The sequence below is a fragment of the Flaviflagellibacter deserti genome, assembly GCF_042652085.1.
GTDB lineage: Bacteria > Pseudomonadota > Alphaproteobacteria > Rhizobiales > Methylopilaceae > Flaviflagellibacter > Flaviflagellibacter deserti.
The window spans coordinates 1,670,635-1,690,792 of the sequence record NZ_JBHSJF010000006.1 but is presented as its reverse complement, the minus strand read 5'-3'; the positions used below and the strand labels follow the sequence as shown (position 1 = coordinate 1,690,792).

At 62.9% G+C, this 20,158-nt stretch carries 23 protein-coding genes; 11 read left to right on the top strand and 12 right to left on the bottom strand.

Features of this window, described 5'->3' with window-relative positions:
• Positions 1-10 precede the first annotated feature (10 nt).
• Positions 11-1,225, bottom strand: a complete 1,215-nt coding sequence (locus ACFPFW_RS15360; RefSeq protein WP_114958015.1) for an NADP-dependent isocitrate dehydrogenase — start codon at positions 1,223-1,225, stop codon at positions 11-13.
• Between the two features lie 131 nt (positions 1,226-1,356).
• Between ACFPFW_RS15360 and ACFPFW_RS15355 the strand changes: the two genes are divergently transcribed.
• The 3 genes from ACFPFW_RS15355 to purB all read left to right on the top strand — a co-directional run bounded on the left by ACFPFW_RS15355 (position 1,357) and on the right by purB (position 4,333).
• Positions 1,357-2,190 carry an RNA methyltransferase gene (locus ACFPFW_RS15355; protein ID WP_114958016.1) on the top strand — a complete coding sequence of 278 codons (834 nt, stop codon included), beginning with the start codon at positions 1,357-1,359 and terminating at the stop codon, positions 2,188-2,190.
• A 39-nt stretch (positions 2,191-2,229) separates the two neighbouring features.
• Positions 2,230-2,895 carry a ribulose-phosphate 3-epimerase gene (rpe, locus tag ACFPFW_RS15350; protein WP_114958017.1) on the top strand — a complete coding sequence of 222 codons (666 nt, stop codon included), beginning with the start codon at positions 2,230-2,232 and terminating at the stop codon, positions 2,893-2,895.
• 130 nt (positions 2,896-3,025) lie between these two features.
• A complete protein-coding gene (purB, locus tag ACFPFW_RS15345; protein ID WP_114958018.1) occupies positions 3,026-4,333 on the top strand; it encodes an adenylosuccinate lyase in 1,308 nt (435 codons plus the stop codon).
• A 49-nt stretch (positions 4,334-4,382) separates the two neighbouring features.
• Here purB and ACFPFW_RS15340 read toward each other — a convergent pair whose 3' ends face one another.
• The 3 genes from ACFPFW_RS15340 to ACFPFW_RS15330 all read right to left on the bottom strand — a co-directional run bounded on the left by ACFPFW_RS15340 (position 4,383) and on the right by ACFPFW_RS15330 (position 6,638).
• Positions 4,383-5,009, bottom strand: coding sequence for an SH3 domain-containing protein (locus tag ACFPFW_RS15340; RefSeq protein ID WP_162799748.1), 627 nt, complete (start codon positions 5,007-5,009; stop codon positions 4,383-4,385).
• Positions 5,010-5,285: 276 nt separating this feature from the next.
• Positions 5,286-6,146, bottom strand: coding sequence for an SH3 domain-containing protein (locus ACFPFW_RS15335; protein WP_162799749.1), 861 nt, complete (start codon positions 6,144-6,146; stop codon positions 5,286-5,288).
• 168 nt (positions 6,147-6,314) lie between these two features.
• Complete coding sequence (locus ACFPFW_RS15330) at positions 6,315-6,638, bottom strand: DUF1476 domain-containing protein (protein ID WP_114958021.1); 324 nt, start codon at positions 6,636-6,638, stop codon at positions 6,315-6,317.
• Between the two features lie 237 nt (positions 6,639-6,875).
• Here ACFPFW_RS15330 and purC point away from each other — a divergent pair, with 237 nt between their 5' ends.
• From purC to purQ, 3 genes are read left to right on the top strand one after another with little or no spacing between them, the layout of a single operon-like run.
• Positions 6,876-7,646: a phosphoribosylaminoimidazolesuccinocarboxamide synthase gene (purC, locus tag ACFPFW_RS15325; protein ID WP_114958022.1), complete on the top strand. Its 771-nt coding sequence runs from the start codon at positions 6,876-6,878 to the stop codon at positions 7,644-7,646.
• Between the two features lie 3 nt (positions 7,647-7,649).
• Entirely contained in the window at positions 7,650-7,892 is a 243-nt protein-coding gene (gene purS, locus ACFPFW_RS15320) for a phosphoribosylformylglycinamidine synthase subunit PurS (protein ID WP_114958023.1), read from the top strand.
• Positions 7,889-8,584 carry a phosphoribosylformylglycinamidine synthase subunit PurQ gene (gene purQ / locus ACFPFW_RS15315; RefSeq protein WP_114958024.1) on the top strand — a complete coding sequence of 232 codons (696 nt, stop codon included), beginning with the start codon at positions 7,889-7,891 and terminating at the stop codon, positions 8,582-8,584. Before purS ends, purQ begins: the two co-directional genes overlap by 4 nt.
• A gap of 11 nt (positions 8,585-8,595) precedes the next feature.
• On the opposite strand, the gene ACFPFW_RS15310 is transcribed toward purQ, so the two are convergent.
• Positions 8,596-9,972: a pilus assembly protein TadG-related protein gene (locus tag ACFPFW_RS15310; RefSeq protein WP_162799750.1), complete on the bottom strand. Its 1,377-nt coding sequence runs from the start codon at positions 9,970-9,972 to the stop codon at positions 8,596-8,598.
• A 206-nt stretch (positions 9,973-10,178) separates the two neighbouring features.
• Between ACFPFW_RS15310 and purL the strand changes: the two genes are divergently transcribed.
• The 3 genes from purL (at position 10,179) to grxD (ending at position 13,050) form a co-directional block, all read left to right on the top strand.
• Positions 10,179-12,398: a phosphoribosylformylglycinamidine synthase subunit PurL gene (gene purL, locus ACFPFW_RS15305; RefSeq protein ID WP_114958026.1), complete on the top strand. Its 2,220-nt coding sequence runs from the start codon at positions 10,179-10,181 to the stop codon at positions 12,396-12,398.
• Positions 12,399-12,401: 3 nt separating this feature from the next.
• Positions 12,402-12,638, top strand: a complete 237-nt coding sequence (locus ACFPFW_RS15300; protein WP_114958027.1) for a BolA family protein — start codon at positions 12,402-12,404, stop codon at positions 12,636-12,638.
• A gap of 76 nt (positions 12,639-12,714) precedes the next feature.
• A complete protein-coding gene (gene grxD / locus ACFPFW_RS15295) occupies positions 12,715-13,050 on the top strand; it encodes a Grx4 family monothiol glutaredoxin (protein ID WP_114958028.1) in 336 nt (111 codons plus the stop codon).
• 39 nt (positions 13,051-13,089) lie between these two features.
• Here grxD and ACFPFW_RS15290 read toward each other — a convergent pair whose 3' ends face one another.
• The 6 genes from ACFPFW_RS15290 to ACFPFW_RS15265 form a co-directional block, all read right to left on the bottom strand.
• A complete protein-coding gene (locus tag ACFPFW_RS15290; RefSeq protein WP_379771368.1) occupies positions 13,090-13,722 on the bottom strand; it encodes a LuxR C-terminal-related transcriptional regulator in 633 nt (210 codons plus the stop codon).
• 140 nt (positions 13,723-13,862) lie between these two features.
• On the bottom strand, positions 13,863-14,480 hold the full coding sequence (rpsD, locus tag ACFPFW_RS15285; RefSeq protein ID WP_114958029.1) for a 30S ribosomal protein S4: 618 nt from the start codon (positions 14,478-14,480) through the stop codon (positions 13,863-13,865).
• A 413-nt stretch (positions 14,481-14,893) separates the two neighbouring features.
• Complete coding sequence (locus ACFPFW_RS15280; protein ID WP_114958030.1) at positions 14,894-15,100, bottom strand: hypothetical protein; 207 nt, start codon at positions 15,098-15,100, stop codon at positions 14,894-14,896.
• Between the two features lie 185 nt (positions 15,101-15,285).
• Positions 15,286-16,614 carry an oxalate/formate MFS antiporter gene (gene oxlT / locus ACFPFW_RS15275; protein WP_114958031.1) on the bottom strand — a complete coding sequence of 443 codons (1,329 nt, stop codon included), beginning with the start codon at positions 16,612-16,614 and terminating at the stop codon, positions 15,286-15,288.
• Between the two features lie 68 nt (positions 16,615-16,682).
• Entirely contained in the window at positions 16,683-17,423 is a 741-nt protein-coding gene (locus ACFPFW_RS15270) for an anti-sigma factor family protein (protein WP_114958032.1), read from the bottom strand.
• The gene (locus ACFPFW_RS15265; RefSeq protein WP_114958033.1) at positions 17,410-17,943 is read right to left on the bottom strand and encodes a sigma-70 family RNA polymerase sigma factor; all 534 of its coding nucleotides are present in this window, start codon (positions 17,941-17,943) and stop codon (positions 17,410-17,412) included. The genes ACFPFW_RS15270 and ACFPFW_RS15265 overlap by 14 nt, the downstream gene beginning before the upstream one ends.
• 148 nt (positions 17,944-18,091) lie before the next feature.
• On the opposite strand from ACFPFW_RS15265, the gene ACFPFW_RS15260 reads away from it, so the two are divergent.
• Complete coding sequence (locus tag ACFPFW_RS15260; protein ID WP_114958034.1) at positions 18,092-18,991, top strand: transglutaminase family protein; 900 nt, start codon at positions 18,092-18,094, stop codon at positions 18,989-18,991.
• Between the two features lie 114 nt (positions 18,992-19,105).
• Entirely contained in the window at positions 19,106-19,924 is an 819-nt protein-coding gene (locus ACFPFW_RS15255) for a transglutaminase-like domain-containing protein (RefSeq protein ID WP_114958035.1), read from the top strand.
• On the opposite strand, the gene ACFPFW_RS15250 is transcribed toward ACFPFW_RS15255, so the two are convergent.
• Positions 19,921-20,154, bottom strand: coding sequence for a CsbD family protein (locus tag ACFPFW_RS15250; protein WP_114958036.1), 234 nt, complete (start codon positions 20,152-20,154; stop codon positions 19,921-19,923). The genes ACFPFW_RS15255 and ACFPFW_RS15250 overlap by 4 nt on opposite strands.
• Positions 20,155-20,158: the final 4 nt, after the last annotated feature.

Here is a 20,158-nt window from a genome sequence, read left to right as displayed (position 1 = left end):
GCATCGGTTCCTACGAGGCCATGACCTTCTTCAGGTTCTCATCGATCTTGTCGAGGAAGCCCGTGGTCGAGAGCCAGCCCTGGTCCGGGCCGACGAGGAGGGCGAGGTCCTTGGTCATGTAGCCGGACTCGACGGTGCGGATGCAGACCGTCTCAAGCGTCTCGGCGAATCCCTTGAGGTCGGCATTGTTGTCGAGCTTGGCGCGGTGCGCGAGGCCGCGGGTCCAGGCGAAGATCGAGGCCATCGAATTGGTCGAGGTCTCCTTGCCCTTCTGATGCTCGCGGTAATGGCGCGTCACGGTGCCATGCGCCGCTTCCGCCTCGACCGTCTGGCCGTCCGGTGTCATCAGAACCGACGTCATCAGGCCGAGCGAGCCGAAGCCCTGCGCCACGGTGTCGGACTGCACGTCGCCATCATAGTTCTTGCACGCCCAGACATAGCCGCCGGACCATTTCAGCGCGGATGCGACCATGTCGTCGATCAGGCGGTGCTCGTAGTGGATCTTCTTCTTCTCGAACTCCGACTTGAACTCGGAATCGTAGATCTCCTGGAAGATGTCCTTGAAGCGTCCGTCGTACTTCTTGAGGATCGTGTCCTTAGTCGACAGGTAGACCGGATATCCGCGGGCGAGGCCGTAATTGAGCGAAGCGCGGGCGAATTCCTTGATCGATTCGTCGAGGTTGTACATCGCGAGCGTCACGCCGGCGCCTGGCGCCTGGAACACTTCGCGCTCGATGACCGAGCCGTCCTCGCCGACGAATTTCAGCGTCAGCGTGCCCTTGCCCGGGAACAGGAAGTCGGTCGCACGGTACTGGTCGCCATAGGCGTGGCGGCCGATGATGATCGGCTGCGTCCAGCCGGGTACGAGGCGCGGCACGTTCTTGCAGATGATCGGTTCGCGGAAGATGACGCCGCCGAGGATGTTGCGGATCGTGCCGTTCGGCGAGCGCCACATCTCGGTGAGATTGTATTCGCTCATGCGCGTATTGTCGGGCGTGATGGTCGCGCATTTCACGCCGACGCCGTGCTTCTTGATCGCGTTCGCGGCGTCGACAGTCACCTGGTCCTTGGTAGCTTCGCGGTGCGGCAGGCCGAGATCGTAATATTCGAGATCCAAATCGAGGTAGGGGTGGATCAGCTTGTCCTTGATGAGCTGCCAGATGATTCGGGTCATCTCGTCGCCATCGAGTTCTACGACCGGATTCGCGACCTTGATTTTCGCCATCTGAAGAAGCCTTTCTCACCTGTTCGTGCGGGGCGCTATATCAACCGCGCGTGATCCCGTGCGCAAGCGGGGCCAGAAAATTGAATTCACTTTTGCGGGCTTCGCCATGGAGCGGAGGCCAGGAGTAGCGGATGAGCGGCGCCGGAACCGACAGCAGCAAGATGAATCTCGGCATGGCCGGTCCGGCGATCATCCTCGTTGAACCGCAGATGCCCGAGAATATCGGCGCTGCGGCGCGGGCGATGACCAATTTCGGACTGGCCGATCTGCGCCTCGTGAGGCCGCAGACGAAATTCCCGCATCCGAAGGCGCGTGCCATGGCGTCCGGCGCGGTGCAGGTCCTCGACGGCGCACAAGTCTTCGAGACGTTGGAGGAGGCGGTCGCCGATCTCGGCCTGCTTTTCGCAACGACCGCCCGCGAACGCGGCCAAGCCAAGCCGGTGGATGCCCCAAGCGAGGCGATCGCTCGCGTCAACGCGCTTCAGGCCGAGGGCATCAAGAGCGGTATCCTGTTCGGCCGTGAGCGAACCGGCCTCGAGAACGACGAGGTTTCGCTCGCTGATCGCGTTCTCACTTTTCCGGTCAATCCGGCCTTCGCCAGTCTGAACCTCGCTCAGGCGGTGCTGCTCGTCGGTTACGAATGGTTCAAGGCCGCGACCGGCAATGCGCTGCCCTTCGACATGCCGCAGCAGTCGCCGCCGGCACAGAAACAGCATCTCCTGTCCTTCTTCTCACATATCGAGGGCGCGCTGGAGCGGGCAGGGTTCTTTTATCCGGTCGACCGCAAGTCGATCATGATCCGGAACCTGCGCAACATCTTCCATCGGCTGGGCCTGTCCGAGCAGGACATCCGCACACTCCACGGCGTGGTCGCGGCGCTGGAGGAGGGCGGGCGCGGTCCTTCCCGCCGCGAGCGCAGGCGATTGCAGCAGATCGAGGAGCATATTGAGGGCGACGAGGTTTGAGCGTGGCGCTGTGCAAGCCGCCGTGCTAATCGCCCGGGCATGCCGGATATCCTCATAGCTCCTTCGATCCTAGCCGCCGATTTCGCACGGTTCGGCGACGAGGTTCGTGCGGTCGATCAGGCTGGCGCGGACTGGATCCACATCGACGTCATGGACGGCCACTTCGTGCCGAACATTACGTTCGGTCCAGAGGTCGTCCGGGCGGTGCGCCGCCACACGTCGAAGCCGCTCGACGTGCATCTGATGATCATGCCCGCCGATCCCTATCTCGAAGCCTTCGCCGAGGCCGGTGCCGATGCGATCTCGGTCCATGTCGAGGCGGGTCCTCATCTCCATCGCTCGCTGCAGACGATCAGGAAGCTCGGCAAGCGCGCCGGCGCCGCGATCAATCCCGCAACGCCGATCGAGCATCTGGTAAACATTCTCGACGACGTCGACGAGATTCTCGTCATGACCGTGAACCCCGGTTTCGGCGGCCAGAGCTTCATCCAGTCCCAGCTGCCGAAGATCGCACAGATCCGCGCGATGCTCGCCGGCCGCACGGTAGACATCGTCATCGATGGCGGCGTGACTCCGGAAACGGCCGGCGCCTGCGCCGCTGCCGGCGGCAATGTGCTCGTCGCGGGCTCGGCGGTGTTCGGCGGCGGCACCGGTTATGCCGACAAGATCGCGGCGATCAGAAATGCTGCCGAGGCGGCGAAATAAGTTCTCCGGCCCCATGCTTAGCCGTGCACGCAGTGCACCTGTCGAAGGATGGCGGCAAGTCTGAGTTCGTGACCCTCCTTCGACACGCGCTGCGCGCGGCTCAGGATGAGGCCCAGAAAGGAAAGACGAGATGATCCCCCGTTATTCCCGACCCGAGATGGCGGCCATATGGTCGCCCGAGACCCGCTTCCGCATCTGGTTCGAGATCGAGGCCCATGCCGCCGACGCTCTGGCCGAGATCGGCGTTATTCCGAAGAGCGCGGCGGCGACGATCTGGGAGAAGGGCGGCAAGGCCGAGTTCAATGTCGCGCGGATTGACGAGATCGAGCGCGAGACCAAGCACGACGTCATCGCCTTCCTGACTCATCTCGCCGAATTCGTCGGCGACGATGCCCGCTTCGTCCATCAGGGCATGACGTCCTCGGACGTGCTCGACACCTGCTTCAACATCCAGCTGACGCGCGCGGCCGACATCCTCATCGCCGATGTCGACCGCCTGCTGGCCGCGATCGAGAAGCGCGCTTTCGAACACAAGATGACGCCGGCCATCGGCCGCTCGCACGGCATCCATGCCGAGCCGGTGACTTTCGGCCTCAAGCTCGCGACCTATTTCGCCGAATTCACCCGCGCCCGCGCCCGCCTCGTCGCGGCGAAGGATGAGGTATCGACCGTCGCGATTTCGGGCGCCGTCGGCACCTTTGCGAACATCGACCCGCGCGTCGAGGAGCATGTCGCGGCGAAGCTCGGCCTCAACGTCGAGCCGGTTTCCACGCAGGTCATCCCGCGCGACCGTCACGCCGCTTTCTTTGCTGCGCTCGCCGTGGTCGCCTCATCGGTCGAGCGTCTGGCGCTCGAAGTTCGGCACATGCAGCGCACCGAAGTGCTTGAGGCGGAGGAATATTTCTCGCCCGGCCAGAAGGGCTCGTCGGCCATGCCGCACAAGCGCAATCCGGTCCTGACTGAAAACCTCACCGGACTCGCCCGCATGGTCCGCGCCTATTCGATCCCGGCCATGGAGAATGTCGGTCTCTGGCATGAGCGCGACATCTCCCATTCCTCGGTCGAACGCATGATCGGTCCGGATTCGACGGTGACGCTCGATTTCGCGCTGTCGCGGCTGGCCGGCGTGGTCGAGAATCTCGTCGTCTATCCTGAGCGGATGCAGAAGAATCTCGATCTGCTCGGCGGGCTCGTCCATTCGCAGCGCGTGCTGCTGGCGCTGACGCAGAAGGGCGCAAGCCGCGAGGACTCCTACAAACTGGTTCAGCGCAATGCGATGCCGGTCTGGCGCGGGGAAGGAGACTTCCTGGCGCTGCTCAAGGCCGACCCGGACGTAACGGCCTATCTGTCCGGCGCCGAACTCGAAGCCCTGTTCGATCTCAGCTACCACTTCAAGCAGGTCGACGCGATCTTCAGGCGCGTGTTCGGCAAGAGCTGAACCTGCGAAAAACCCGCCGGAAAGTCCCGGCGGGTTTCCTATTTGAGGGCTAACGGTGGCCGCCTCCACCGCCGCCGCCATGGCCTCCGAAGCCGCCTCCGCCAAAACCGCCGCCGCCGTGGCCACCACCAAAGCCGCCGCCGAAGTGGCCGCCGCCTCCGAACCCGCCGCCGTGGCCGAAGCCGCCTCCCTCGAAATGACCGCCCATGCCCGGAGCCGGTCCGAAGGTCGAAGCCCGACCTATGACGACCGGACCGTGGCCCGCACCCATTCCATGACCGGGGAAGCCGTGGTCATGGCCATGATGGCCGTGAAAGCCACGATGGTGAAAACCGAAGAAGAAGGGACCATTGTCGAAGGGATAATCGTCGTCATAGTAGTCGTCATAATAGTAGGGCTCGTTGTAAGCGTAGTATGAGGTTGAGGGATAGGCGGGCGCCGCGGCCGCTAGAAGCGACTGCTTCACCCAGCCGGAGCCGACCTGGCACCAGCTGCCTTGGCAGGGACCAGCCTCGACGGCCGCATTGTTCGCGAGATGATCAATGATCTTGTAGGTGGCACCCGGACCGGAGCGCACATTGGCAGACGCGGTGGACGTCGCCGGAAACGCAGCCGCCGCGGTCGCTGAAACGAAGACGAGCGCTAGCGCGCTGCCGGCAAGACTTAGAAACTTCATGACAAAACTCTCCTGCATATCGCACCGGCGATCTTGGGGGCGGAGGAGGAAGACGAACTCGTCTGGCGTCTTCGCCGCACGTCGGCTCGGCAGGAGAACGGGAAGAAAGGTGCTCTGTTCCGGGAGTAAACCCAAAGTATGTGACCGGTTTACCTGAGTATGTGAGACCAATTCATGAGATGGCGATAGCGCATTCTACTAACGTCGTGCGCGTAGCATGCGGGCATGAAAAAGCCCGCCGGCATTGCCGGCGGACCATGGTGTGTCAATGACGGGTCAATAGCCGCCGCCGCGACCCTGGCCGCCGCCGCCGGACCGGAAGACCGGTGCACCGCCGCCGCCTCCGCCGCCTCGACCGGCATTGAAGCCGCCGCTACCGCGCCCGCGTCCTTCTCCACCGCGGAATACAGGCGCCGGGCCACTTGTCGAAGCTCGTCCGGTCTGTAACCGACCTTCGCCACCGCCTCTCATGCCGCTGCGGACTACGGGCGCCGGGCCGCCTTCCGAATCTCGTCCGGCCTGTACCTGACCTTCGCCGCGGAATCGGCCACGGCCTTCAACGGCAGGTCCCTCGGTATTGCGGCGTATGATCCGCCGGTCGCCACCGAACTCACCGCTGCCGCTTCGGACGATCCGCTGGCGGCCGTCACCCCTGAACCGGTCGCCGCGCCAGCGGTTATCGAAGTCGCGCCGATGACGATTATCGGTCCAGCGGAAATCGTTGCGATCGCGGTCGCGGAACCAATCCCAGTCGACGCGATGCCTACGCCCGCCGCGCCAGTACCAGTAATAACCGCCGTCGTCCCAATAATAGGGGTCCGACCCGTAATAGAAGGCGATATCGGCGCCGTCATATCCCGGATCCTCGTAATAAGGCTGCTCCACGGCTGCGGTCCCGCCGCCGGAGAGATAGTTGGCGCTCGCCCAGCCGGACCCGTTGACCTGATACCAGCTTCCCTGTGTCGCGGTAACTTCGACCGTATCGCCGGGTTGAAGCTGATCGACCACGCCGAAATTCGTGCCGGGGCCGGAGCGGACATTCAGGCTGGTGGTCGCCGTCGCCGGGAAGGCGGCCGCGGCGCCCGCCGAGGCGAGGAACAGCGCCAATGCGCTGACGGCCGTTTTAGGGGACATCATTGTGGAGTTCCTCCGAAGCATGGCCGATCTGCCCTTGGCAGTCGGCAATGACAGGGTGAAGGCAGACGCGGTTCGGCCGCGTCACCATGGAACCACAACGAAAGTCGCAGCGCGGCAGTTCCCGCGACAGCGAAAGCCCTTAAAAGCTGGCAGTTTGGTCGGTTGACCTTAGAGCCCTTCGGCGATCTCGACCGACGCCTGGCCGAGCAGTTCGCCCATCAGATGCCGAAGCTCGGCGTCCGACACATCGATGCCCGCGGCATCGAGGTCGGCGCGCACCTTGCGAAACACATCCTCGTGTCCGGCTTCGGCGAGGTCAGCCTGAACGACGCTCCTGGCATAGGTCACCGCGTCATCCCCGGTCTTGCCGAGCTTTTGCGCAACCCATTCGCCGAGAAGACGGTTGCGGCGTGCCACGGCGCGGAAGGCCTGCTCCTCATCGAGCACGAATTTGCGCTCAAAGGCGGCTTCGCGTTCGTCGAACGTCGTCATTCATGCGTCTCCTCTGTCTCTGTGGGTTGAATATCTCCCGCCCGATGTCAAATCAACGGCATAGCCGGTCACGATGACAGAACCGCGCGCGTTGTAAGGCGAGACGTGATCGGATAGTTTCGGTCCGCGCGCCGGGCGGACGCAGCCGATGATACCGATTCGGCTCTCGCCTGCCGCGCCGCCCGCGGCTCAGTTCGGAGTCCGGCCGTTGGATTTCTCGAGAAACGGTATCTGCCGATGAACCGCCGCCGTCGCATTTATGAGGGCAAGGCGAAGATCCTCTATGAGGGTCCGGAGCCGGGAACGCTTGTCCAGCACTTCAAGGACGATGCCACTGCCTTCAATGCCAAGAAACACGAAGTGATCGACGGTAAGGGCGTGCTGAACAACCGGATTTCGGAATATATCTTCCAGAATCTGAACGATATCGGGGTGCCGACGCACTTCCTGCGCCGCCTCAACATGCGCGAGCAATTGATCCGCGAAGTCGAGATCATCCCGCTTGAGATCGTCGTCCGCAACGTTGCCGCCGGCTCGCTGTCGACTCGCCTCGGCATCGAGGAGGGCACCCAGCTGCCGCGCTCGATCATCGAGTTCTATTACAAGAACGACGCGCTCGGTGACCCGATGGTCTCGGAAGAGCATGTCACGGCCTTCGGCTGGGCCGCTCCGCAGGAGATCGACGACATCATGTCGCTGGCGATCCGCGTCAACGACTTCCTGTCGGGCCTGTTCCTCGGCGCCGGCATCCGCCTCGTCGACTTCAAGATGGAATGCGGCCGCCTCTGGGAGAACGAGATGGTCCGTATCGTCGTCGCCGACGAGATCAGCCCGGACTCATGCCGTCTCTGGGACATGAAGACCAACGAGAAGATGGACAAGGATCGCTTCCGCCGCGATCTCGGCGGCCTCGTTGAGGCCTATAGCGAAGTCGCCAAGCGTCTCGGAATCCTGTCCGAAAGCGATAACCCGGTCGCGAAGAGCGGCCCGACCCTCGTCAAGGGCTGATCGATGAAGGCTCGTGTTACCGTCACGCTGAAGACGAGCGTTCTCGACCCGCAGGGCAAGGCGATCGAAGGCTCGCTTCGATCGCTCGGGTTCGACGGCGTCGAGAGCGTCCGCCAGGGCAAGGTGTTCGATCTCGAAGTGGCCGGCGAGGACAAGGCCAAGGCAGAAGCCGACATCAAGGCGATGTGCGAGAAGCTCCTCGCCAACACGGTGATCGAGAGCTACCGGGTGGAGATCGCGGGTTGAAATCTGCCGTCATCCTCTTCCCGGGCTCCAACCGCGAGCGCGACGCTGCCCGTGCGCTGAAGGCCGCGACCGGTCGCGAGTCCGAAATCATCTGGCACGGCGAGACGGCGCTCCCGGACGGCACCGATATCGTCGTCCTGCCGGGCGGTTTCTCCTATGGCGACTATCTTCGCTGCGGCGCGATCGCGGCGCGCTCGCCGGTCATGGAAGCGGTGAGGGCGCATGCCAACCGCGGCGGCCTCGTGCTGGGCATATGCAACGGCTTCCAGATCCTTGTGGAATCAGGTCTTCTGCCCGGTGCGCTGCTGCGCAATTCGCATCTGAAATTCGTCTGCCGGATGCAGCATCTGAAGGTCGAGCGGGTCGGGACGCCGTTCACGCGCGACTATAGGCAGGGTCAGGTGGTCGAGGTCGCGGTGGCTCACGGCGACGGCAATTATCTCGCCGACCCGGAGACCCTGGCGCGCATCGAAGGCGAGGGCCTCGTCGCGTTCCGCTACTGCGACGCCTCGGGCAATCATCTCGAAGGAAGCCCAAACGGCTCGATGAACGCGATCGCCGGCGTCTATTCTGAGAAGCTGAATGTCCTCGGAATGATGCCGCACCCCGAGAACCTGATCGACCCGCTCGTTGGCGGCACAGACGGTCTCGGCCTCTTCACCAGCATCGCAGGCGGCGCGCGCGCCGCCTGATCGGGCGATGGTTAACTGCCGAGGCGCAGCTTGTTGATCTCGTTGGCGATGCCTTGGAATACCTTCGTCAGCTGCGCTGAATTGGTGACGTTGCTGTAATATTGCGACTTCTCGGCATCGGTCGTGCCGGTTGCGCAGTCTTTCAGCAGCCCTTGATTGCCGTCGATAACGCGAACGGTGAAAACCGTGCCGAACGTTTTGGCGTTCTGACACGCGAGTTTGGTGCGAGCATCGATCTTCTCTGCTTTCTCGTTTGAGTCATCATTGTCGTCGGTAAAGCGGTTTCGAGTGTTCTCGCCATCCGTCAGGACAATCATGATCTTCTGAACTCCCTCCGTTCCCGGCGGTACGCCTTGATCGAAAGGTTTTGCCGACGAGAGCAACGCTTGCGCCCACACCACGCCGATCGTGACATTAGTGTTGCCGGCTGGCGTCATCTCATCGATCGCGGTCTTTAAGCCAGCAAAATCAGTCGTGAGGGGGACCACGGTCTTCAGAGCACTTTCGGATGGCGGGCAAGATTGGACCGCCGGATATAGAGTCGTGGTATCCGCCGTATCATAGCCGTGATGACTGGCTGCGGCCGCTGTCGGGTTGATGATGTCCATCACGTCATAGGCGTAGTTGGAATCGCTCTGATAGCTTTGGTCGCGATCAAGTATGCAGCCCTGCCAATTCGATTTCTTGAACTTGTCCGGGTGCGACTCAAACCAGCATTTGTCCTCGCGCCCGTTCCTGTAACTGCAGACGCGGAACTGATCGAAACGAATCCAATCGGCGGCCTTGTATGTGGTGGTCGTGGGAACACGCACGCTGGTGGCGAACGGAACGATTCCGATCTTCACCGCGCCGTCCTCGTAGGCGCTGGCCGCGAGGATATCGATCATGTTCTTCGCGGCCTTCTTGAGCTCCGTCATCTTGTTGCTGCTGGCCATCGAGCCGGTGTTGTCGAGTGCCATCACGACCTCTACCTTACTCGAGCCCCAGACCGCCGTGCTTGAGACTGAGATGTCCATGGTCTTGATGTCCGCGACCTTCATGAAGCTCGTATCGATCGTCGCTGAGGCCTCGATGGAGAAAGAACCCCTCTCACGGGTGATCTTGGTCACCGTTGGTGACGCTCCAGACGGCGTCTTGTAGTTGTCAGACAGGAACTTGTTCACCTTCACCTTGAGGGCATTCAATTCGGCGTCGTCCTTCGCCATCGGCTCGTGCGCCAGCGCCAGAACTACGTTGTCGAGTGCCGTCTGCAGGCGTGTCGCTTCCTGGGCCTTCACAGTGTAGTCAACGGCGGCGCCGACCACGCTCAAGATTGGCAGCAGCATCAGGGCGAACATGATCAGGATGTTGCCCGAGGTCTCATCCCGGAACCGGCGAAGGAAGTCCATGACCGAAAACTCCATGTCTCGACCACTCTGTACGCGCGCATCATCCACGGGACCTGAACGAGTTGCCTAAAATTTTAGACAAATGCCCGGACCGTCGAACGGCCCTAACGGTGGGTTAACGAAACGACTGGCGGCACAGGCTTTGCGTTGCCACATAGGCGGCGGGAGGCTATTCCCTCCGCACCTTCTCCTTCCGCAGGATTCCGATGATCGCCAACCAGATTCCGATCACGCCCGAACTCGTCGCCCAGCACGGGCTGAAGCCGGACGAGTATCAGCGCATCCTGGATCTGATCGGCCGCGAGCCGACGCTGACCGAGCTCGGCATTTTCTCGGCGATGTGGAACGAGCACTGCTCGTACAAATCCTCGCGCATCCATCTGAAAGGTCTGCCGACCAAGGCGCCCTGGGTCATTCAGGGACCGGGCGAGAACGCCGGCGTCATCGATATCGGCGACGGCATGGCGGTGGTCTTCAAGATGGAGAGCCACAACCATCCGAGTTTCATCGAGCCCTATCAGGGCGCGGCGACCGGCTGCGGCGGTATTCTCCGCGACGTCTTCACCATGGGTGCCCGACCGATCGCGGCGCTCAATGCGCTTCGCTTCGGCGATCCGAAGCACCCGCGCACGCGTCATCTTATCTCCGGCGTCGTCGCCGGCATCGGCCATTACGGCAATGCCTTTGGCGTGCCGACGGTCGGCGGCCAGTTCGGCTTTCACACCCGCTATGACGGCAACATCCTCGTCAACGCGATGGCGGTCGGCATCTGCCGTTCCGACCAGATCTTCTATGCGGCCGCGACCGGCGTCGGAAATCCGATCGTCTATCTCGGCTCCAAGACCGGCCGCGACGGTATCCACGGCGCGACGATGGCTTCGGCCGAGTTCGACGAGGGCTCGGAGGAGAAGCGGCCAACGGTTCAGGTCGGCGATCCCTTCGCCGAGAAGCTCCTTCTCGAAGCCTGCCTCGAATTGATGGCTTCGGGCTCCGTCATCGCCATTCAGGACATGGGCGCCGCCGGTCTCACCTGTTCGGCCGTCGAGATGGGCGCCAAGGGCGATCTCGGCGTCGAGCTCGATCTCGACAGCGTGCCGACCCGCGAGGCGGCGATGTCCGCCTATGAAATGATGCTATCGGAAAGCCAGGAGCGCATGCTCATGGTGCTCGATCCGGCCCGCGAGGAAGACGCCAAGGCGATCTTCACCAAATGGGGCCTCGATTTCGCAATCGTCGGCTACACCACGAACGACCTCAAGTTCCGGGTGAAGCATGGCGGCGAGGAAATGGCCGTCCTGCCGATCAAGGAACTCGGCGACGAAGCGCCGCTCTACGATCGTCCCTGGGTGCCGACTCCGAAGGCGCCGGTCATCGCCGCCTCCGACGTCCCGGCTCCGGCCTCGCTCGGCAAGGCGCTGCTGACGCTGCTCGGCTCGCCCGACCTCTGCTCCAAGCGCTGGGTCTTCGAGCAGTACGACCACCTCATCCTCGGCAACACAGTGCAGCGCCCCGGCGGCGACGCGGCCGTCGTGCGCATCGAGGATGGCCCGAAGGGACTGGCGATCACCTGCGACGTCACCCCGCGCTATTGCGAGAACGATCCGATCGAGGGCGGCAAGCAGGCGGTGGCCGAGGCCTGGCGCAACATCACGGCGGTCGGCGGCCGTCCGCTGGCGATCACCGACAATCTGAACTTCGGCAATCCCGAGCGTCCCGAGATCATGGGCCAGTTCGTCGGCTGCTTGAAGGGCATTTCGGAGGCGTGCGTCGCGCTCGATTTCCCGATCGTGTCGGGCAATGTCTCGCTCTACAACGAGACGCAGGGCAGGGGGATCCTGCCGACGCCGACCATCGGTGGCGTCGGCGTCGTCGACGATGTCGCGAAGAGCGCCACGCTCGCGTTCAAGGATGCCGGCGAGCCGATCATCCTTATCGGCGAGACGACCGGCTGGCTCGGCGCCTCGACCTATCGCGCGGTCATCCATCAGCGTGAGGACGGGGCTCCTCCGCCGGTCGATCTCGAGACGGAGCGCCGCAACGGCAATTTCGTCCGTGGTCTTATCGCGCACGGCAAGGCGACCGCGGTTCACGACCTCTCGGACGGCGGTCTCGCGATCGCGCTCGCCGAAATGGCGATCTCGGGCAAGATCGGCGCCCTCATAAGCGCGCTGCCGGAGGGTATCCCCGCACATGCCGCGCTGTTCGGCGAGGACCAAGCGCGTTACGTTCTGACCACCGACGATCCGGAGAAGGTCCTGTCTGATGCCGCCGCTGCCGGCGTTCCGGCGCTTTGCATTGGCTCGACCGGTGGTAATGCCCTGACGTTGCCGGACGGCGAGTCCATCCCGGTCTCGGATCTTGAACATGCTCACGAGAGCTGGCTGCCGGCCTATATGTCCGGCGCGCTCGACGTTTCGGAGAACTGACCAATGCCGATGCAAGCCGCCGATATCGAGCGGATGATCAAGGACGCCCTGCCGGACGCCGAGGTGACGATCAAGGACCTCGCCGGCGACGGCGACCATTACTCCGCGACCGTCGTCTCGGAGAGCTTCCGCGGCAAGAGCCGCGTCCAACAGCACCAGATGGTCTACTCGGCGCTCCAGGGCCGCATGGGTGGCGTGCTGCACGCGCTCGCTTTACAGACCTCCGCGCCCAATAGCTGAGCAGAGTTGCGCGCGCAGGGTTGACGCTCTCGGGGTGGCATACTTACCTGACGGTCAGTGAAACAGGATTTCTCGAATGTCCGACACGCAGCAGTTTATCGACGAGACCGTGAAGTCGAACGATGTCGTGCTCTTCATGAAGGGCACGAAGCAGTTCCCGATGTGCGGCTTTTCCGGCCAGGTCGTCCAGATCCTGGAATATGTCGGCGTGCCGTATAAGGACGTGAACGTCCTCGAAGGCGACGGCCTCCGCGACGCCATCAAGCAGTACACCAACTGGCCGACCATCCCGCAGCTCTACGTGAAGGGCGAATTCGTCGGCGGTTGCGACATCGTCCGTGAGATGTTCCAGGCTGGAGAACTGCAGGAATTTCTCAGCGGCAAGGGCCTCGCGGTCAAGCAGGCCAGCTGAGCAGGCGTTCAAGGAGGTCAGGCCCAAACCTGACCTCTTTTAATCGATGAGCTGTTCGCGAATGGCCTGTGCGACGGCTTGGGCGCGCGTGCTGCATTGCAGCTTGCGTGCCGCCGACGAGATGTGATGCTCGACGGTCCTCTCGGAAATCCCGAGGATCTGGCCAATCTCCCAATTCGTCTTGCCTCGGCTGCACCAGTGCAGCGATTCGAGCTCGCGCGGTGCCAACTTGTGGCAGCGCGGCCCCCACTCGCGTCGCGGCCGGCCGTCATCCAGCAGAACGATCGCTCCAGGGAAGTGTCCGGTTTCCTTATCCCATCGGCCGCGTCCAAGCACGCGCTTCGTGGTGCCATCCTCGAGTACGACGCGATACTCAGCCCAGAAATCTCCGCCCACGGCGAGGGTCCGTTCCAGTTCCGCGGTGAAGCTCGGCAAGTCGTCGGCATGAATTCGCTTTAGGAATTCCGCGACAGGCAGGCCGCGAGCGGCGCGTTCTGGAGATAGCGAGAAAATCTTGGCGACGCCCGGAGAGGTAACGACCAAGTCGGCGGGGTGATCCCAATCGAAAATTCCGACAAAACTGGTCTCGCGAGGTGCTTCACGATCTGCAGGGAAGTATGCGGAAGGTTCGCATTCCTTCAGCATGGAAGCTTCTTTCTGTTGCGTCGGCACGATACTACTGTTGTTTGGAACTAGTTGAACCCGCCACAGGCCGTGCAATCAAGACGTGAGTAAGGCAACGCCCCGTTGTGCTGTTGAAAACAAAAAGGCCGCCCCGAAGGACGGCCTTTCGATTCTCAGGGATGTTGATCTTAGCGCGAATAGAACTCGACGACGAGGTTCGGTTCCTGCTGGACCGGGTAGGGTACTTCGCTCAGCGTCGGAACGCGGGTGAAGCTTGCAACACCCTTGCCGTGATCTACCTGGATGTAATCCGGCACGTCGCGCTCGGCGAGACCGGCGGCCTCGAGCACGATCGTCAGCTGACGCGAGCTTTCCTTCAGCTCAACGACATCGCCGGCCTTCAGGCGATAGGAGCCGATGTTCACGCGGCGGCCGTTGACCTTCACGTGGCCGTGGTTGACGAACTGGCGGGCGGCGAAGATCGTCGGGACGAACTTGGCACGGTAGACGACGGCGTCGAGACGCGACTCAAGCAGGCCGATCAGGTTGGCCGAGGTGTCGCCCTTCATGCGCGAGGCTTCGGTGTAGATGCGCTTGAACTGCTTCTCGGTGATGTCGCCGTAGGAGCCCTTCAGCTTCTGCTTGGCACGCAGCTGCGTGCCAAAGTCGGACATCTTGCCCTTGCGGCGCTGGCCGTGCTGCCCCGGGCCGTATTCGCGCTTGTTGACCGGGCTCTTCGGCCGGCCAAAAATGTTGACGCCAAGACGGCGGTCGATCTTATGCTTGGACTCGTGACGCTTCGACATATCGCGTTCCCTCGAATGCGAGTGGAAGACGCGCCCTCCTGGTCACCTCCTCTCGGAGGCCGACAGGCTCTTGGACAAAGACGCCCAGGCCACGGGTGCGTACAAAACAAAGCGCGGGCCAAAACGGCCCGCACGGCGCTGCTTCTAGACGATGGGGCAGGGCCAAGTCAACGCTTAGCGCACTGTCATGGTCTTCGTGTCATCAACCTGCTGCTGCGATCGACGAAGTCGTTGCGTTCGTGGAGTCGTTTGGCCGGATTCCCGGGCATCACTTCAAGATGGAGCGCCCTGATGTCATAGGCCTTGGCGCTTTCCCCCGAGCAGCCGCAAAGCGGTCTCGCGGAAGCCCGAATTTCGATGGTCTGGCCGGATGTAGAAGTCGTCGACAAACGCCTCCCGGGCCCCCCATTCTATCAATAGCCGAAGCAGAGAACCGCATAGCCGACGGTTTCGGTCTCCCGCCTTATCAGGAAGGCCGCTCCGAGCGCAGGATCGCCGAGCAATTGGCCGAGGGCTCGGGCACCTGGGTCGGAGAGCGGATGGCCGTCTTCGTCATCGAAGGCGCGCGCGAGAGGCAGAAGCCGTTCTAGATCGTCCGTACAGGCAGGAACGAGAGCCAATCTCCGTTCCGGCATGTCAGCGCGGACCTTAGCCGAGGCGGTAACAAAGAAAAAAGGCAGGCGTTCCCGCGAGGGAAGCCTGCCTTGAGGAACTCGTCGTCCGGGGAGGATAAGACGAGGGAGGAAACGCGGCACAAGGACCGCGAGGTCTGGGACCGGCACGGATGCCGGCCCCAAGCTCAGGATCAGTGGGCCGGCGCCGCCGAGGCGTCGGCGATATCGTCGGTCTTGGTAGTCTTCACCGAGGCGGCCGACCTTGCGACATGCGCCGCAAGGGTCGGACGGAGCGCTACGATCGCCAGGAACGCTGCGAGCAGGTCCATACAGGCGACGGTGTAGAGCACGGTCGACCAGGTGCCGGTCGCTTCCATCAGCAGGTTGCCGACCGGAACGAACAGCGCGCCGATACCCTTGGCGGTGTAGAGCACGCCGTAGATCTTGCCGATGTGCTTGGTGCCGAAGGCGTCGCCCGCCAGCGCCGAGAACAGCGAGTAGACCTCGCCCCAGGCCAGGAACACGAGACCCGACAGGAGCAGGAACGCCCACGGGTTCGAGCCGAAATAGCCGAGCGCGATGATGCCGATGCCTTCGAGCGTGAAGGCGATCACCATGGTCTTCTCACGGCCGATATTGTCCGAGATCCAGCCGAACAGCGGACGCGAGATGCCGTTCATGACGCGGTCGAGCATCAGAGCGAGCGGCAGGGCAGCCATCGTGAAGAAGTACATGTTGACTTCGAATTCCTTCACGCCGAGGTCCTGCGCGATGACGCCGAGCTGGGCCACTGCCATCATGCCGCCGGTGACGACGCAGATGAACATGAAGAACATGAGCCAGAACAGCTTCGTGTTCAGGGCCTCCTTCAGCGTGTAGTCACGACGGCTCTGGGCGAGCGAGGTCGAGGTCTTGACCTCGGACTTGGCCGGCGAACGCAGGAACCAGGCCGCCACGAAGGCAAGACCGCCCTGGAGCAGGCCGAAGAACAGGAAGGTTTCCTGGAAGCCCGACGACTCGATCATCGCCGCGATGGGCAGGATGGTCGCGGCCGAACCCGCGCCGTAGCCGCCCGCCGTGAGGCCAACGGCGAGACCGCGGCGATCCGGGAACCACTTGAGCGCGTTGTTGATGCAGGTCGCGTAGATCGAGCCCACGCCGATACCGCCGATGGCGGCGCCGACATAGAAGCCGAACAGGCTGGTCGCCTGCGAGTTGATGATCCAGGCCGCGCCGATGAAGATGGCGCCGAAGGCGACCATCAGGCGGGGGCCGAACTTGTCGATGAAAAAGCCTTCGATCGGCGCGAGCCAGGTCTGGACGAGCACGAAGATCGTGAACGCGATCTGGATCGATGCACGTTCCCAGCCGAAGGTCTGCTGGATTTCAGGAACGAAGAGGGTCCAGGCGTACTGAATGTTGGCCGTCGCGATCATGCAGACGACGCCGACGACGAGCTGGAGCCAGCGGGTGCTTTCGGACACCTGCGGGCGCAGAGAGGGATCGGATTTTTCACTCACGGACGTTTCTCCTAGTCTTGGGATGCGGAAATGCCGCGCTCTGTGGCCGGCTTATTGGTCTTGGAAGCTCAGTAGAGCGTCTGGAAAAGCTCGAGCGCCGCGAATTCCAGCGGCTGTCGAGGAAGATCTGCGGTCAGCGCGTAGGTGTCGGATACGAGCTGCCAGTAAGCGGTGGGTTCTGCGGTGTTCTTCGCGATCGTCGGCAGCACGATGCCGACGTCACGGGTATGGCGGGCCAGCAGGGACAGCCGGCCGAACTCGGGCGTCTCGAAGGTCATCTGCACCCCGGTGCCGCCACCGGACTGGACGATCTCGGCGCCGACGACCTTCCAGCCGGCCGGCACGCGCGGCAGCTTCACGTCGAGCGCCTGGCCCAGCTTGGCCGGGTCGAAGCTCATCGCGACGTGGTTGAGGCCATGCGCGGCGGGAGTGACGGAGCTCGACGACTGCGTGCTGACGGTCTGCGCCGACGGCTTCTTCAACTCGGTCCAGCCGGTATGCGCGCTCCATCCGAGCGCGAATATGGCAACCGCCGCTGCGAGGCGCTGCAGCGGAACCGCGAAACGACGGAAGTTCAGAGCCTTCGACAGACGGTCGGCGGCCACGATGTTGCGCGGCTCGACCACCGTACGCTGGTTGGTGAAGGCCAGGCGGAGCGCATCGCGCGCCCGCATGTCGGACATCACGCGGGCGGCGAGTTCCGGATGCCGGGACAAATGGTCCTCGACCTCGAGCCGGCCCGCGACATCGAGCTGACCGTCGACATACGCATGAAGTTCGGCATCACCCACGCGTTCAACGCTCGTCATCGCTACCTCCAACAAGCCGCAGGGGAACGACCTTCGCATCGGCGCTTTCGAGGGCGCGGAGCGCGGCACGGGCGCGGCCTAGACGCGACATCAGCGTGCCAAGGGGAATGGAGAGAGTGGCAGCAGCCTCCTGGTAGGCCATGCCTTCGATCGCCACGAGGTGAAGGACCTCGCGCTGATCGGCCGGCAGTGCCGTGAAGGCGGTGCGGATCTGCGCAAGCCGAAGCCGCGCTTCCTGCTCCGGCTCGACCTGCGTGTCGGCGAGTTCGGCCACATGGCCGATCCGCGCATCGTAGGCCCGGCGACTGCGGATCTTGGAAATGAAGGTGTTGTGCAGGACCGAGAACAGCCAGGTCTTCAGGTCGCCATCGGCCTTGAAGCTCGCTCGGCCCTCATAGGCGCGCACCAGCGTGTCGTGAACGAGGTCTTCTGCCTCGTGCTCGTCACGCGTCAGCGACCAGGCATAGCGCTTGAGCGCTCCCAGTTCGCCGGCGACATCGAAGGTCTGATCTTTCCCCATTGGTCCGTATACGTAGCGACGTAAAACTTTAATCCCGACGTCATGGAAATTTTTTTCCGGCGTCGCGTTAACCGGTTCCGCGGCCTACGATTCGCGGTTGCGCCGCCTTTGCCGTATCTTGGAGCGTTTCCAAGACAAGACTGGGCAAATGCCTGAACTGACCGTCCGGCACGTCACGACCTATCGCTACCGTCATCCGGTGGCGTTTGGCGAGCATCGCATGATGTTCCGGCCGATGGAGAGCTACGACCAGCGCCTGCTCGACATCCGGGTCGACATCGATCCGAAGCCGGTCGACCTGCGCTGGATCCACGACACGTTCGGTAATTGTGTGGCCATCGCCCGGTTCGGCGAGCACTCAGATCAATTGCGTTTCGAGAGCAATGTCCGGCTCGAGCATCTGCCGCAGAACACGCCCGACTTTCGAATGGAGACCTACGCCCGGACCTATCCCTTCACCTACGGCCCGGAGGAGATGCCCGATCTCGCGAGGTCGATCGAGCGGCATTATTTCGATCCGGACCACGAGGTCGATCACTGGGTCCGCCAGTTCCTCGACCGCGACGCCGAGACGCCGACCGGCGAACTCCTGATGACGATCACCCACGCCATCAAGGAGAGTTTCACCTACGTCCATCGCTATGAGCTAGGTTCGCAGGATCCGATCACCACGCTGACGAGCGGAAGAGGCACCTGCCGGGACTTCGCGGTGCTGATGATGGAGGCGGTGAGGGCGCTCGGTCTCGCCGCGCGCTTCGTCTCCGGCTACCTCTATTCGCCGGTCGAGGGCGGCCGTTTCGGCGGCGGCAATACCCATGCTTGGGTTCAGATCTATCTGCCAGGTGCCGGCTGGGTCGAGTTCGATCCCACCAACGGTATCATCGGCAATCGCGATCTGATCCGGGTTGCGGTCGCGCGCGATCCGCGGCAGGCGGTTCCGCTCTACGGCACCTGGGTCGGCTCGCGTTCCGACAGCCTTGGAATGACCGTCGAGGTCGAGGTGCGAGACGTCAGTGACGAAAGCGAGACGAGCTACGCCGCTGAATAGGAACGCCTAACGGCCAACCGCGTTCTCAGAACTGCCGATCGCTTCGGCACCCGTCTTGCTTCTACCGGAATGTCCGGCCGCAAGGATCGGGCAGTGGATCTCAGAGAGGCCTAGATGAAAATACGCTGCGGGTTCGACATCGCCTTCGAGCACCCCCAGCCGACGCCCATGCTCTTGATGCTGAGCGTCCACCCAACCCGGCTGAAGGATCTCCTGTCGCCACAGCATTTCTCCTACAGCCCGCAGGTGAACGCCGCCGATTATCGCGACAGTTTCGGCAATATCTGCACCCGCGTTCTGGCGCCCGCCGGCCGCTTCGAAATCAGGACCGACTTTCTGATCCACGATTCCGGCGAACTTGACGAATACGCGCCGGATGCCGAGCAGCACCGCGTCGAGGATCTTCCCGACGAGGTGCTCGTCTACCTGCTCGGCAGCCGCTACTGCGACACCGAGCACTTGCTGAACATCGCCTGGAACCTGTTCGGGAATACGCCGCCGGGCTGGCCGCGTGTGCAGGCGATCGTCGACTACGTCCACACCCGCATCAAGTTCAACTACAAGGACGCCTGCGCCACGCGCACGGCGTGGAACGGCTATAACGAGCAGATCGGCGTTTGCCGCGATTTCGCGCACTTGGCCGTCACGCTCTGCCGCTGCATGAACATCCCTGCGCGTTACGCGACCGGCTATCTCGGGGATATCGGCGTTCCGAAAGACCCGGCGCCGATGGATTTCTCGGCCTGGTTCGAGGTCTTCCTCGGCGGACGCTGGTACACGTTCGACGCACGCCACAACAAACCGCGCATCGGCCGCATCGTCATGGCTCGGGGCCGCGACGCGACCGATTGTGCGCTATCGACGATCTTCGGACCCTCGAATCTAGTGAAGTTCGAGGTGATCACCGACGAGGTGCTGGACGACGCGGCCTAGTGAGGCTGCGGCCCGGGTTCCTCGTAGCGGACGTGGAGCCGCCGCGACCAGGTGTCGACCTCCTTCTCGGCCTGCTCCCTCGCACAGCCGTATCGTTCCTGGATCTTGCCGACGAGCCGATCCCGCCTGCCTTCGAGCACATCGAGATCGTCGTCCGTCAGCTTGCCCCAGGTTTCCTTGGCATTGCCTTTGAACTGCTTCCAACGGCCTTGGACCATGTCCCAATCCATGCGG

Coding starts and splice junctions, on each gene's coding strand:
- ACFPFW_RS15360 (WP_114958015.1), bottom strand. CDS start 1,225: ATGGCGAAAATCAAGGTCGCGAATCCGGTCGTAGAACTCGATGGCGAC.
- ACFPFW_RS15355 (WP_114958016.1), top strand. CDS start 1,357: ATGAGCGGCGCCGGAACCGACAGCAGCAAGATGAATCTCGGCATGGCC.
- rpe (WP_114958017.1), top strand. CDS start 2,230: ATGCCGGATATCCTCATAGCTCCTTCGATCCTAGCCGCCGATTTCGCA.
- purB (WP_114958018.1), top strand. CDS start 3,026: ATGATCCCCCGTTATTCCCGACCCGAGATGGCGGCCATATGGTCGCCC.
- ACFPFW_RS15340 (WP_162799748.1), bottom strand. CDS start 5,009: ATGAAGTTTCTAAGTCTTGCCGGCAGCGCGCTAGCGCTCGTCTTCGTT.
- ACFPFW_RS15335 (WP_162799749.1), bottom strand. CDS start 6,146: ATGATGTCCCCTAAAACGGCCGTCAGCGCATTGGCGCTGTTCCTCGCC.
- ACFPFW_RS15330 (WP_114958021.1), bottom strand. CDS start 6,638: ATGACGACGTTCGACGAACGCGAAGCCGCCTTTGAGCGCAAATTCGTG.
- purC (WP_114958022.1), top strand. CDS start 6,876: ATGAACCGCCGCCGTCGCATTTATGAGGGCAAGGCGAAGATCCTCTAT.
- purS (WP_114958023.1), top strand. CDS start 7,650: ATGAAGGCTCGTGTTACCGTCACGCTGAAGACGAGCGTTCTCGACCCG.
- ACFPFW_RS15310 (WP_162799750.1), bottom strand. CDS start 9,972: ATGGACTTCCTTCGCCGGTTCCGGGATGAGACCTCGGGCAACATCCTG.
- purL (WP_114958026.1), top strand. CDS start 10,179: ATGATCGCCAACCAGATTCCGATCACGCCCGAACTCGTCGCCCAGCAC.
- ACFPFW_RS15300 (WP_114958027.1), top strand. CDS start 12,402: ATGCCGATGCAAGCCGCCGATATCGAGCGGATGATCAAGGACGCCCTG.
- grxD (WP_114958028.1), top strand. CDS start 12,715: ATGTCCGACACGCAGCAGTTTATCGACGAGACCGTGAAGTCGAACGAT.
- rpsD (WP_114958029.1), bottom strand. CDS start 14,480: ATGTCGAAGCGTCACGAGTCCAAGCATAAGATCGACCGCCGTCTTGGC.
- ACFPFW_RS15270 (WP_114958032.1), bottom strand. CDS start 17,423: ATGACGAGCGTTGAACGCGTGGGTGATGCCGAACTTCATGCGTATGTC.
- ACFPFW_RS15265 (WP_114958033.1), bottom strand. CDS start 17,943: ATGGGGAAAGATCAGACCTTCGATGTCGCCGGCGAACTGGGAGCGCTC.
- ACFPFW_RS15260 (WP_114958034.1), top strand. CDS start 18,092: ATGCCTGAACTGACCGTCCGGCACGTCACGACCTATCGCTACCGTCAT.
- ACFPFW_RS15255 (WP_114958035.1), top strand. CDS start 19,106: ATGAAAATACGCTGCGGGTTCGACATCGCCTTCGAGCACCCCCAGCCG.
- ACFPFW_RS15250 (WP_114958036.1), bottom strand. CDS start 20,154: ATGGATTGGGACATGGTCCAAGGCCGTTGGAAGCAGTTCAAAGGCAAT.